General features: G+C 70.7%; 13 protein-coding genes and 1 pseudogene. All 14 read right to left on the bottom strand.

Translation table 11 applies throughout. From position 1 onward, the window contains the following. Positions 1-94: 94 nt before the first annotated feature. A complete protein-coding gene (gene tyrS / locus G6022_RS02855; protein WP_311201625.1) occupies positions 95-1,366 on the bottom strand; it encodes a tyrosine--tRNA ligase in 1,272 nt (423 codons plus the stop codon). Positions 1,367-1,397: 31 nt separating this feature from the next. Beyond that, positions 1,398-2,048, bottom strand: a complete 651-nt coding sequence (locus tag G6022_RS02860) for a DNA-3-methyladenine glycosylase (protein ID WP_182610492.1) — start codon at positions 2,046-2,048, stop codon at positions 1,398-1,400. Continuing rightward, positions 2,045-2,266: a Trm112 family protein gene (locus tag G6022_RS02865; protein WP_179525175.1), complete on the bottom strand. Its 222-nt coding sequence runs from the start codon at positions 2,264-2,266 to the stop codon at positions 2,045-2,047. The genes G6022_RS02860 and G6022_RS02865 overlap by 4 nt, the downstream gene beginning before the upstream one ends. Positions 2,267-2,271: 5 nt before the next feature. Then, positions 2,272-3,711: an argininosuccinate lyase gene (argH, locus tag G6022_RS02870; protein ID WP_182639280.1), complete on the bottom strand. Its 1,440-nt coding sequence runs from the start codon at positions 3,709-3,711 to the stop codon at positions 2,272-2,274. Further along, complete coding sequence (locus G6022_RS02875) at positions 3,708-4,907, bottom strand: argininosuccinate synthase (protein WP_095717203.1); 1,200 nt, start codon at positions 4,905-4,907, stop codon at positions 3,708-3,710. The genes argH and G6022_RS02875 overlap by 4 nt, the downstream gene beginning before the upstream one ends. Before the next feature lie 53 nt (positions 4,908-4,960). Beyond that, positions 4,961-5,455, bottom strand: coding sequence for an arginine repressor (locus G6022_RS02880; RefSeq protein WP_176474999.1), 495 nt, complete (start codon positions 5,453-5,455; stop codon positions 4,961-4,963). Beyond that, positions 5,455-6,396, bottom strand: coding sequence for an ornithine carbamoyltransferase (argF, locus tag G6022_RS02885; RefSeq protein ID WP_179525174.1), 942 nt, complete (start codon positions 6,394-6,396; stop codon positions 5,455-5,457). Before argF ends, G6022_RS02880 begins: the two co-directional genes overlap by 1 nt. Then, positions 6,393-7,607 carry an acetylornithine transaminase gene (locus G6022_RS02890; protein ID WP_182610495.1) on the bottom strand — a complete coding sequence of 405 codons (1,215 nt, stop codon included), beginning with the start codon at positions 7,605-7,607 and terminating at the stop codon, positions 6,393-6,395. The genes argF and G6022_RS02890 overlap by 4 nt, the downstream gene beginning before the upstream one ends. After that, the gene (gene argB, locus G6022_RS02895; protein WP_182618017.1) at positions 7,604-8,539 is read right to left on the bottom strand and encodes an acetylglutamate kinase; all 936 of its coding nucleotides are present in this window, start codon (positions 8,537-8,539) and stop codon (positions 7,604-7,606) included. Before argB ends, G6022_RS02890 begins: the two co-directional genes overlap by 4 nt. Then, positions 8,536-9,018, bottom strand: coding sequence for a hypothetical protein (locus G6022_RS02900; protein WP_182639277.1), 483 nt, complete (start codon positions 9,016-9,018; stop codon positions 8,536-8,538). Before G6022_RS02900 ends, argB begins: the two co-directional genes overlap by 4 nt. Beyond that, positions 9,015-10,052 carry an N-acetyl-gamma-glutamyl-phosphate reductase gene (gene argC / locus G6022_RS02905; RefSeq protein WP_179525172.1) on the bottom strand — a complete coding sequence of 346 codons (1,038 nt, stop codon included), beginning with the start codon at positions 10,050-10,052 and terminating at the stop codon, positions 9,015-9,017. The genes G6022_RS02900 and argC overlap by 4 nt, the downstream gene beginning before the upstream one ends. Positions 10,053-10,121: 69 nt before the next feature. After that, positions 10,122-10,859, bottom strand: a complete 738-nt coding sequence (locus G6022_RS02910) for a DUF2786 domain-containing protein (RefSeq protein ID WP_179525171.1) — start codon at positions 10,857-10,859, stop codon at positions 10,122-10,124. An 80-nt stretch (positions 10,860-10,939) separates the two neighbouring features. Beyond that, complete coding sequence (gene thiD, locus G6022_RS02915) at positions 10,940-11,764, bottom strand: bifunctional hydroxymethylpyrimidine kinase/phosphomethylpyrimidine kinase (RefSeq protein ID WP_095717211.1); 825 nt, start codon at positions 11,762-11,764, stop codon at positions 10,940-10,942. Then, positions 11,757-12,159: pseudogene (locus G6022_RS02920) on the bottom strand (phenylalanine--tRNA ligase subunit beta); the annotation flags it as partial. The pseudogene G6022_RS02920 and the gene thiD, both read right to left, overlap by 8 nt.

The following is a 12,159-nucleotide window of genomic DNA, read 5'->3' on the forward strand; positions in this document are numbered from 1 at the left end:
GCAGACGTGAACCCAAACGCAAATCGCCAGGTCAACGGGAGAAATGCGAGACGGCGCCGGTGTGTACCGGCGCCGTCTGCCCCTACTCCCCGGATCAGTGGATCCGGACCCCGGCCAGGTTCTTCTTGCCGCGCCGGAGGACCAGCCAGGCCCCGTGCAGGAGGTCGCTCGTCGCGGGCGCCCACTCGACATCGTCGACGCGCTGGTTGTTGACGTACGCGCCGCCCTCACCGACGGCACGTCGCGCCGCACCCTTGCTCTCGCACAGACCGGACGCGACCAGCAGATCGACGATCGTCCTCGGCTCGTCGGATCCCAGCTCGACCGCGCCGGCGTCCTCGAGCGCGGCACGGAGGGTCCGCTCGTCGAGCTCGGTCAACTCTCCGCGTCCGAACAGTGCCTGGGACGCCGCCTGCACCGATTCCGTGGCCGCCACCCCGTGCACCATCGTGGTCATCTCCTCGGCCAGGCGCTTCTGCGCCGCCCGCAGGTGCGGCTTCTCCCGGGTGAGTGCGTCCAACTCGTCGATCTCCTCCCGGCCCAGGAACGAGAACCACCGCAGGTAGCGGACCACGTCGGCATCTGAGGTGTTGAGGAAGTACTGGTACCAGGTGTAAGCGCTGGTCAGGGCCGGGTCGAGCCAGAGGCTCCCACCGCCCGTCGACTTGCCGAACTTCTTCCCGTCGGACGAGGTGACCAGGGGAACGGTCATCGCGTGCACCGATTCCCCGTCCATCCGGCGGTTCAGATCGACGCCACCGACGATGTTCCCCCACTGATCGGAGCCGCCGATCTGCAGCGTGCACCCCATGGTGCGACGCAGCTGCACGAAATCGTTGGCCTGCAGGAGCATGTAAGAGAACTCGGTGTACGAGATCCCGTCACCGTCCAGACGACGCTTGACCGTGTCACGCCCGAGCATGGTGTTGAGCGAGAAGTGCTTGCCGACGTCGCGGAGGAACTGGATGGCGGTCAGGTGACCGGTCCACTGCATGTTGTTGACCACCCGCGCGCCCACGGGCCCCTCGGTGAGGTCCACGAAGAGCTCGAGCTGACCGGTGATGCGCTCGGCCCACTCGGCCACGGTGTCCGCGGTGTTCATGGTGCGCTCCCCCACCTCGCGGGGGTCGCCGATCATCCCTGTCGCTCCCCCGGCCAGCACGATCGGTCGGTGCCCGGCCAGCTGGAACCGCCGCAGGGTGAGAAGCGGGATCAGGTGACCTGCGTGCAGGCTCGGACCGGTGGGATCGAAGCCGCAGTACAACGACACGGTGCCCTCGTCGAGATGGGCACGGAGCGCGTCGAGGTCGGTCGACTGCGCGATGAGCCCCCGCCACTGTAGGTCTTCGAGGATGTTGGAAGTCACGCGTGCCATTGTTCCCCATCGACGCGGTGGGCTACCACGGGGCGGGGTGCGTCACCCTCGGCGCGCGAGGACTGCGCCGGTAGGCGGAGACCTCCCGGGCGGCCGCCAGCCAGAACCGCCAGGGGCGTTCCGCCTCACGGGAGACACCCACCCTGGGGCCGGACCGGATCTGCGACTCGGGTACCGGATCGGGACGGAAGGTGACCGACGACGTCGGGTCGAGGACATCCGTTCCCCGGTGGGAGAGATCGATACCCAACACCTTGCCGAGATTCCCCGGCCCGCGGGCCGCGTGTTCCACGGGTATACCGGGCCGGCGGTCGTCCACCACCCGGTGTCCGCCCTCCACCCGGGCGGCGCGCAGCAGTACCCCGCCGCCCTCGCCCGCGGGCCGGCAGGTGATGTTGACGCACCGGTGGATCCCGTGGCTCAGGTAGACGTACAGGTGACCGGCGTCGCCGAACATCACCTCGTTTCGCGGGGTCGGACCCGGCCAGGTGTGCGCGGCGGGATCCGGATGGGCTGAGTCGACCGGTCCGCCGTAGGCCTCCACCTCGACCACCCGGACCGAGACGGAGTCATGGGTCAGGACACCCCCGAGCAGTGCGCGCGCGGCCCCGGCCGGGTCCGCTTCGCGGAGCAGCGTGCGGAACGGGTCCGCCCCGGCGTACCGCCGGGTCACTCCTGTGGAGCTGCGCCCGCGGCGGCGAGCAGGTCCGCGTGCTCGGCGTCATCCACCTGACGTGACTCCTCCACCAGTAGGACCGGGATACCGTCATCGATCCGGTACGCGCGGCGGAGGCGGGGGTTGTAGAGCGTGTCGTCGCCCGCCAGGAGGAGCGGACCCTTGTCCTCGGGGCAGGCGAGGATCTCCAGCAGACGGGCATCGATGACGGACATGGCGCTCACCCTACCCAGTGGGCGAGCTCGTCACGGATCTCTCCCAGCCGCCGCCGTTGTTCGGCCACGGCGGTGCCGGCGGTGCCGCCGCGTGCGCTCCGTGACGCGATCGATCCCGTCACGGTGAGCACGTCGCGGACGTCGGGCGTCAGCGCCGGGTCGACGGTCGCCAACTCGTCGTCGGTCAACTCCTCCAGCCCGACGCCGCGGGACTCGGCCACCCGCACGCACTCCCCGGCCGCCTCGTGGGCGACGCGGAACGGCACGCCCTGACGGACCATCCACTCCGCGATGTCGGTGGCCAACGTGTATCCGGCCGGGGCGAGCGCGGCGAGACGCTCCGGGTGGAACGTCAGGGTCGAGACCATGCCGGCCATCGCCGGGAGGAGCAGGTAGAGCTGGGCGACGGAGTCGAAGACCGGCTCCTTGTCCTCCTGCAGGTCCCGGTTGTAGGCCAACGGCTGGGCCTTGAGGGTGGCGAGCAGCCCGGTCAGGTTGCCGATCAACCGACCCGTCTTGCCGCGCATCAGCTCCGCGACGTCCGGGTTCTTCTTCTGCGGCATGATCGAACTACCGGTCGACCACTCGTCGGCCAGGGTCACGTACCCGAACTCCGGGGTCGACCAGGCGATCACCTCCTCCGCCAGACGGGAGAGATCGACAGCGATCTGCGCGAGGACGTAGGCCGCCTCGGCCGCGAAGTCCCGCGAGCTCGTCGCGTCGATCGAGTTGTCCGCCGCGCGGTCGAAGCCGAGCTCCGCCGCGATCGCGTCCGGGTCCAGTCCGAGGGACGACCCGGCCAGAGCGCCCGAACCGTACGGAGACACCGCGAGACGGCGGTCCAGGTCGCGGATCCGATCGACGTCCCGCAGCAACGGCTGCGCGTGCGCCAGGAGCTGGTGCGAGAGCAGGATCGGCTGGGCTGCCTGGAGGTGCGTCTTGCCCGGCATCACGGTCTCGGGGTGCTCGTCCGCCTGCGCCACGAGCGCGTCGACCACGTCGAGCACACCCCCGGCCACCTCACGCACCGCGTCACGCAACCACATCCGGAACAGCGTGGCGACCTGGTCGTTGCGGGACCGGCCGGCACGGAGGCGCCCACCCACCTCGACACCCACCCGGTCGATCAGACCGCGTTCGAGGGCCCCGTGGACGTCCTCGTCCGTTTCTGCCGGGCCGAACGCGCCGGAATCCACGTCCGCGGCGAGGCGGTCCAGACCGTCCAGCATCGCGTCGAGGTCCGCACCGGAGAGCAACCCCGCGCGGTGCAGGACCCTGGCGTGGGCCTTGGAGGCCCTGATGTCGTACGGGGCCAGCTCCCAGTCGAAGTGCGTGGACTTGCTCAGTGCGGCCATCGCCTCGGCGGGCCCGCCCGCGAAGCGGCCACCCCACAGTGCTCCGGCGTTGGTGCCGTGCCGGTCGTCCTGCCGGTCGGCGTCGCTCACAGCCCGAGGTCCCGCTTGGCGGCGATCTTGGAACTCAGACCGTGGAGGTTCACGAAGCCCTTGGCGTAGCTCTGGTCGAACGAGTCCCCCTCGTCATAGGTCGCGAGGTTGAAGTCGTAGAGCGAGGAGTCGGAACGACGACCGTTGACGACGATGGAACCACCGTGCAGGACCATCCGGATGTCCCCGGAGACGTGCTGCTGGGTGTTGTCGATGAAGGCGTCGAGGGCGTACTTCAGCGGGGAGAACCACAGGCCGTCATAGACCGCGTTCGACCACTGGTCGGAGACCCCGGACTTGTACCGCGCCAGCTCACGCTCGAGGGTGACGTCCTCGAGCGCCTTGTGCGCGGTGATGAGGATCATCGCGCCCGGCGCCTCGTACACCTCGCGGCTCTTGATACCGACGAGCCGGTCCTCGACCATGTCCAGCCGCCCCACGCCCTGGGCCCCGCCCCGGCGGTTGAGTTCCACGATGGCCTCGAGCACGGAGACCTTGCGCCCGTCGATCGCCACCGGGATGCCCTCCGAGAAGGTGACGGTGACCTCGTCGGGAGCGGCGAAGTTGAGGGTCGGGTCCTCGGTGTAGTCGTAGACGTCCTTCGTGGGGGCGTTCCACAGGTCCTCGAGGAAACCGGTCTCCACCGCGCGGCCCCAGACGTTCTGGTCGATCGAGAACGGGGACTTCTTGGTCACGTTGATGGGGATCTCGTTCTGCTCCGCGAACTCGATGGCCTTCTCACGCGTCCAGGCGTAGTCGCGGACCGGGGCGATCACCTCGAGGTCCGGGGCGAGCGCACCGAAGCCCACCTCGAAGCGGACCTGGTCGTTCCCCTTGCCGGTGCAGCCGTGCGCGACGGAGGTACCGCCGTGCATCTTGGCCGCCGTGACCAGGTGCTTGACGATCAGCGGGCGGGAGATCGCCGAGACCAGCGGGTACTCCCGCATGTACATCCCGTTGGCCTTGATCGTGGGGGCGCAGTACTCGTCGGCGAACTCGTCGCGGGCGTCCACGACGATCGACTCGACGGCGCCGCAATCCAGTGCGCGCTGCCGGATGACCTCCATGTCCTCACCGCCCTGACCCAGGTCGATGGCGACGGCGACGACCTCGGCTCCGGTCTCCTTGCCGATCCAGCTGATGGCGACAGAGGTGTCGAGGCCGCCGGAGTAGGCGAGGACTACGCGATCGGACATGGTGTGCTCCTTGATGGTTCGGATCTCTACGGTCTGGGGTCGGGTCGTGGATGTCAGAGTGGGCGGCGGGCGAGGGAGGCGAGCCGGTCCGCGAGCTCGGCGCCTCCGACGGGTTCACGGGCCATCACGAATATGGTGTCATCCCCGGCGATGGTCCCCACCACGTCGTCCAGGTTGGCGCGGTCCAGGGCGCTCGCCAGGAAGTTCGCGGCGCCGGGCGGGGTCCTCAGGACCGCGATGTTGCCACTGTGGTCCGCCGAGACCAGCAGGTCGCCGAGCAGCCTGCCGAGCCTGTCCGTGCCCCCGGGGATCCCCGGGGCCCGGCTGCCGTCCTCCGGGATGATGTAACGGCCCGCGCCTCCGTCGGCGGCCCGGAGCTTGACGGCCCCGAGCTCGTCGAGATCCCGGCTCAGGGTGGCCACCGCGACCGCGATGCCCTCCTCGGCCAGGGCCTCCGCCAGTTCGGTCTGGCTCCGGACGGGTCGGCGCTGGAGGATCTCGGCGATCCGGGCGTGCCTGGCGGTCCTGCTGACCGTCCCCACCGTCATCACGACCGCTCCATGAGCCACACGAGCAGCGCCTTCTGCGCGTGGAGCCGGTTCTCGGCCTCGTCGAACACGCGGCTGCGGGGGCCGTCGATGACCTCGGCCGCGATCTCCTTGCCGCGGTAGGCGGGAAGGCAGTGCAGGACGATCACGTCGTCGGACGCCCTGTCGACGGACTCCTGGCCCAACTGGTAACCGGCCAGGTCGCGGAGCCGGTCGGTCGCCGAGTCCTCCATCCCCATCGACACCCAGGTGTCCGTGATGAGGACGTCCGCCCCGGCCACCGCCGAGTCGACGTCGGTCGTGATCCTCACGGAGCCGCCGGTCCCCGCCGCCACGCGCTCGGCGTCCGACACCACCTGCCCCGTCGGTTGGTATCCCTCCGGCGCGGCGATGGTGATGTGCATTCCCGCGGTCGCGAACCCGAGCAGATACGAGTGCCCCATGTTGTTCGCACCGTCGCCGAGATACACCGCGCGCAGGCCGGCGGTGCGACCGAAGTTCTCGCGGATGGTGAGCAGGTCCGCGAGGATCTGGCACGGGTGGAACTCGTCGGTCAGGGCGTTGACGACGGGCACGTCCGAGTGCGCGGCGAGCTCGGCGAGCCCGTCCTGCGAGTAGGTGCGCCAGACGATCGCCTCGACGTAGCGCGACATCACCCTCGCCGTGTCGGAGAGGGTCTCACCCTTGCCCATCTGGGTGGATCCGGAGTCCACCACGATGGCGTTCCCCCCGAGTTGGGCGATGCCCGCGTCGAACGAGAACCGGGTCCGCGTGGAGGTCTTGTCGAAGATCACGGCGACCGACCGCGGCCCTTCGAGCGGGCGGGCCGAGAACGGGGCGGCCTTGAGCCGCATCGCCAGATCGAGGACCTCGGCCTGCTCCGCGGGACTGAGGTCGTCGTCCCTCAGGAAGTGCCGCACCGACGACGATGCGGCGGTCATGAGGTGGCCTCCTTCGGGGTGGCGGCGTCGAGGATGCCCGGGAGCCCGGCGACGAACCGGGCGACCTGCTCCTCGGTCAGCACGAGCGGCGGGGCGAGTCGGACCACGTCCGCGGTAGTGGCACCGACGAGGTACCCGGCCTCCCGGGCCGCCCCCTCCACGGCCTTGGCGAGCGGGGCGGTGAGCACGACGCCCAGCAGCAGTCCCCTCCCCCGCACGTGGTCGACCAGCGGGTGATCCAGGCACTCGATCTCCGCGGCGATGATCTTCCCGAGTCGGTCGACGTGCGCGATCAGGTCCTCGGACTCGATCGTGTCGAGAACGGCCAGGGCGGCCGCGCACGCGACGGGGTTACCGCCGAACGTGGTCCCGTGCTGGCCCGCGGTGAGCAGCTCGCCGGCCGCACCGACCGCCAGGCAGGCGCCGATCGGCAGCCCGCCGCCCAGGCCCTTGGCCAGGGTGATCACGTCGGGGACCACGCCGGCCCGCCGCGTGGCGAACATCGCCCCGGTACGACCGATCCCGGTCTGGACCTCGTCGACGATCATGAGGATCCCGTGCTCGCTGCACAACGATCGCACGTCGGCAAGGAAGCCCTCGGGGGGTTCGACGACCCCTCCCTCGCCCTGGATCGGCTCGACGATCACGGCGGCCGTGTCCCCGGGAGCCTGTTCGACGAGAGCGGTGAGCGCGGCGGTGTCGCCGTAGGGGAAGAACTCGACCCCTGCGGGCATCGGTTCGAACGGCTCGCGTTTGGCGGGTTGACCCGTCATCGCGAGGGCGCCCATGGTCCTGCCGTGGAAACCGTTCTCCGCCGCGAGGATCCGCGACCGCCCCGTCCGACGGGCGATCTTGAACGCGGCCTCGTTGGCCTCCGCGCCCGAGTTGCAGAAGAAGGCGCGGACGGGCTCGTCCACCGACAGCAGTGACTCGAGGCGCTCGGCCAGCGCCACCACCGTCGGGTGGATGTAGAGGTTGGACACGTGGCCGAGCTCGGCGACCTGGCGACTGACCGCGTCGACGACCGCCGGATGCGCGTGACCGAGTGAGTTGACCGCGATCCCGCTGAGCAGGTCCACGTACTCGCGGCCGTCCGAGGCGGTGACGGTGACGCCCCGGCCCGAGACGAGCTCGAGCGGCGGGGTGCCGTAGTTGCGCATGAGCGCGCTGTCCCACCGTGCGGTGAGGGACATGGTGTCGGTCCCGGTCATCTCGCTCCTCCTGCCGGCGTGCGGATCTCGTGGTCACCCTCGGTGACCATGGTGCCGATGCCGCCCTCGGTGAGAACCTCGAGCAGCACGGAGTGTTCGACGCGCCCGTCGATGACGTGGGCCGCCCGCACCCCGCCCTGCACCGCGCGCAGGCACGCCTCCATCTTGGGGACCATGCCGCTCTCGAGAGACGGCAACACCCGCTCGAGGGGACCGGTCCCGAGGTGCGTGACCAGCGAGGACCGGTCCGGCCAATCGGTGTACAACCCCTCGACGTCGGTGAGGACGACGAGTTTCTCGGCGCCGAGCGCGGTGGCCAGTGCGCCGGCGGCGGAATCGGCGTTGATGTTGTGGACCGTGCCGTCGGCATCCGGGGCGATGGTGGACACGACGGGGATCCGGCCGGCCTCGATGAGGTCCAGGACGGCACGGGGGTCGACCGACTCGACGTCGCCGACCAGTCCTATGTCGGTCGGTTCGCCGTTCACCATCGCCGTCCGTCGGACCGCGGTGAACAGGCCAGCGTCCTCTCCGGAGATCCCGACCGCGTACGGGCCGTGCGCGTTGATGAGCCCCACCAGTTCTCGGCCGACCTGGCCGAACAGCACCATGCGGACGATGTCCATGACCTCGGGGGTGGTCACACGGAATCCCCCGCGGAACTCGCCCTCCATCCCCAGGCGGCCGAGCATCGACGTGATCTGGGGGCCGCCCCCGTGGACCACCACCGGCTTCAGGCCACAGGTCCGGAGGAACACCATGTCGGCCGCGAACGCCGCCTTGAGCTGGCCGTCGATCATCGCGTTGCCGCCGTACTTGACCACGACGATCTTGTGGTGGAACTTCTGCAGCCACGGCAGCGCCTCGGCGAGGACGTGGGCACGGACGAACGGCGTCAACTCGGTCGACCCGTCGTTCATCTCGGTGGTCATGTCAGTCCTCTTTCGGGCTGGTCGGGAACGGTCAGGGTGAGACGGACGCCGGCACCGCCGCGGTGGCGGAACCGGAACTCCACCCCGTCCGCCGTGGGTGCGGGTTCCGGCCACCGGGTGTGATCGGTGTCCGGTCGGAAGACGAGCACCTCGATCGGTCCGACCTCGGAACCCGACCGGGAGCCGACGATCCGGCCGACGTCCTCGGCGACGGAGTGCGTGAAGGTGAAGTCCTCTCCGGGGACTCCGGCGCCCGGGCCGTCGAGCAGGACGACCGCGCGGATCGACGGGACCTCGGCGCTCAGTGTGCTCCACCGCAACTCCGCGGCGTCGGTCCCCTCGCCCTCGACCTCCAACACGGCCGTCGCGCCCGCGGGAGCCACCCAGAACACCGCGTCGTTGCGCACCGGATCGGACCACGATTCGAGACCGTGGGTGCGGCCACCGGACACCGCGCCGGACAGGATGCCCGCACTCACGGGGCGAGGCCGACCGTGCTGAGCCCCGCCGTCTCGGGCAGTCCGAGTGCCAGATTCATGGACTGGATCGCCCCACCGGCGGTGCCCTTGGCGAGGTTGTCGATCGCCGCGGTGAACACCGCGCGCCCCGCCCGCTCGTCCACCTCGATGCCGAGCTGCACCGCGTTGGACCCGAGCACCGAGGCGGTCATCGGCTGCACACCCTCGGGGAGCACGTGGACGAAGGGTTCGTGGTCGAACGCCTCCGCGTACACCCGCCGCAACTCCCCCGCCGTCGCCGTGGTCGGGGCGACCGCGGTGGTGAGGATGCCCCGGGCCATCGGGGCCAGGACCGGTGTGAAGCTCACCGACACCGGCGCCGCGGTGACCGCCCGCAGGTTCTGGGTGATCTCGGGCGCATGGCGGTGGGTCGTGACGCCGTACGCCTTTGCCGAGCCCATGACCTCCGAGGCGAGCATCGGGACCTTGGCGGACTTCCCCGCGCCCGAGGCACCGGTGACCGAGACGATCGTGATCCCCGACGCGTCGACCAGTCCGGCCGCCACCGCCGGGAACAGCGCGATGCTCGCCCCCGTGGGGAAGCACCCGGGCACCGCGATGCGGCGGGTCGAACGCAGCGCCTCACGCGCGCCGGGGAGTTCGGGCAGACCGTACGGCCAGGTGCCGGCGTGCGCGGACCCGTAGTAGGCCTCCCAGTCCGAGGCGTCGGACAGCCGGAAGTCCGCACCCAGGTCGACGACGAGGACGTCCGGTCCCAGCTGCTCGGCGATCTCCGAGGAGTGCCCGTGCGGCAGTCCCAGGACCACGACGTCGTGCCCGGCCAGGGTGTCCGCACTGGTCTCGACCAGGACGCGCTCCGCGAGCGGCAGGAGATGGGGATGGTGCTCGACCAGCGGCTGCCCGGCGTTGGACCCCGCGGCGAGGGTTCCGATCTCCATCTCGCCCGACTCCAGCGCGGGGTGCCCGAGGAGCAGGCGGAGGAACTCCCCTCCCGCGTAACCCGACGCACCTGCGACCGCTACCTTGATTGCCATGCGCACAAGTATGCATCAGCTTGCAATCTTTTGCACACCGACGTGCCGGCCGCGACGATCCCGGGCCGGTCAGGCTCCGAGTTGACGCCGTCCCCCGCCGAAGCGGCTCTGTCCGAGATCCACTGATCCGCCCACGCGACGCCCCTCCTCGATCCCCGAGGAACCCACCCTCCGCCGTGCACCACGGACCGCCGAGGGGAAACGGCGCCGTAGTTCGGAATCCGCGCGCTGGGCGTCCGACCTCAGGACGAGTCCCGCCCCGACCGCGTCCCCGCTCCCGGCGACGGCTCCGCGTTCGGCCGCGGCCAGTCGGCGTCCCACCTCGAAGGCGAAGCCGGTCATGAACGACTTCCGGTGCGTGACCGGCGAGACGCCGGGAGCCGGCCGCTGGTGCGCTGCCGCCGCGAGCATGACCCCCGTGAGCGCGCCGGCGAGCATCCCCACCCGCTCGACGTGCCGACGCACCCCCACGATGTGGACGACCCTCGCGCCGTCACCGCGGGTGGAGGTGACGGCCCGGCAGTGCATCGCGGCGGCCAGCGATGCCACCAGTCCCACCTGGTCCGGCTGGTATCTCCCGGCGACCACGTGATCGAACACGGTCACTTCCGCGGGTCGCGCATCGGGCCCCGATCTCGCCAGAGCCTCGTCGACGCCGTACTTCGCGAGCAACCCGTAGGCCCGTTCGAGGAACACCTCGGCCTCCGGCGTGCCGGCGACGCTCTCGGCCTTGGCGAACAGTTTGCGGACCCGGTCGAGCGCCTTCGCGGCGGAGGACCCGGCGGAGGCGGTGTGCGTGGTGGACATGGTCTACTCCCGGTGGTCTCGGCTGTGTGATGAGCCGAATATTCGCACAGGTGTACGACAGAGGGGCGGGTCCCGGGCGATCAGTGGTGGAGGAACCAGGTGTGGTCGAGCGGCCCGGCCCCCCGGCCCACCTCGAGATCGAGCCCGCCCCGGAGGGCGCCGTCCATCCACGGACGGACCCGCCGGTACGCGGCCTCCCAGTCATCGGCCGCCACCCGGGCAGTGGCCAGGGCGGAGGACAGCGAGCACCCGGTCCCGTGGGTGTGCGGCGTGTCCACGCGGACGAACGGGAGTCGCAGGGTCGTGCGCCACCCGCCCGCCGAGCGGACGAGGACGTCCTCGGCACTGCCGTCCTCGAGATCGCCGGTCGTGGCGAGCACCGAGCACCCGGTCTGCTCGTGGACGAGCTCGGCCTGCTCCACGATCATCTCGATGCTGCCCGCGGTGGATTCCCCGCACAGGACACCGAGTTCCGGGACGTTGGGGGTGACCAGATCGACTAACGGGACCAGGTCGCGGAGCATGCGGGAGGCGTCGTCGCTGGCGAGCCTGCCGCCGGTGGTGGCGACCATCACCGGGTCGAGGACGACGTTCGGGGGTCTCCGGCGACGCAGCCAGTCCCCCACCGCCTCGACGAGGGAGGCCTCGCCGAGCATGCCGATCTTGACGGCGTCGATCCGCACGTCGTCCGCCACCGCGTCGAGTTGGGCGACCACGGTCTCGACGGGTACCGCGTGTACGCCGCTGACCCCGAGGGTGTTCTGGATGGTGACCGCGGTGACGGCCCCCATCGCGTACCCGCCCATCGCGGCGACGGACTTGACGTCCGCGAGCAGGCCCGCGCCGCCGGACGGGTCGGTACCGGCGATGCACAGGACCCTCGGGACCCCGGTCGGCTCAGCCACGGAGCGTCGCCCCGACCGCCGCCTGCGCGGCCTCCACCGCCGCCGTGCGCCACCGGGTCGCCTCGTCCTCGGTGAGCGTCCGGTCGTCCGCCCGGAAACTCAGGGCGTACGCCAGGGACTTGCGACCCTCACCGAGTTGGGTGCCGGTGTAGACGTCGAACAGTCGCACGCTCTCCAGGAGATCCCCGCCGCCCGAGCGCAGGGCCGCCTCGACCGAGGACGCCGGCACGGAGGACTCCACCACGAGCGCGACGTCCTGGTTGACGGCCGGGTAGGCCGAGATCGACGGCGCGGGCAGGACCTCACGGGCCCCGATCGCCGTGAGGTCGAGCTCGACCGCGCAGGACCGGGCGGGGAGGCCGAGCCGTTCGCACGCGGCCGGGTGCAGCTCGCCG

This window comes from Dietzia sp. Cai40 (assembly GCF_014145165.1).
In the GTDB taxonomy this organism is placed as follows: domain Bacteria; phylum Actinomycetota; class Actinomycetes; order Mycobacteriales; family Mycobacteriaceae; genus Dietzia; species Dietzia natronolimnaea.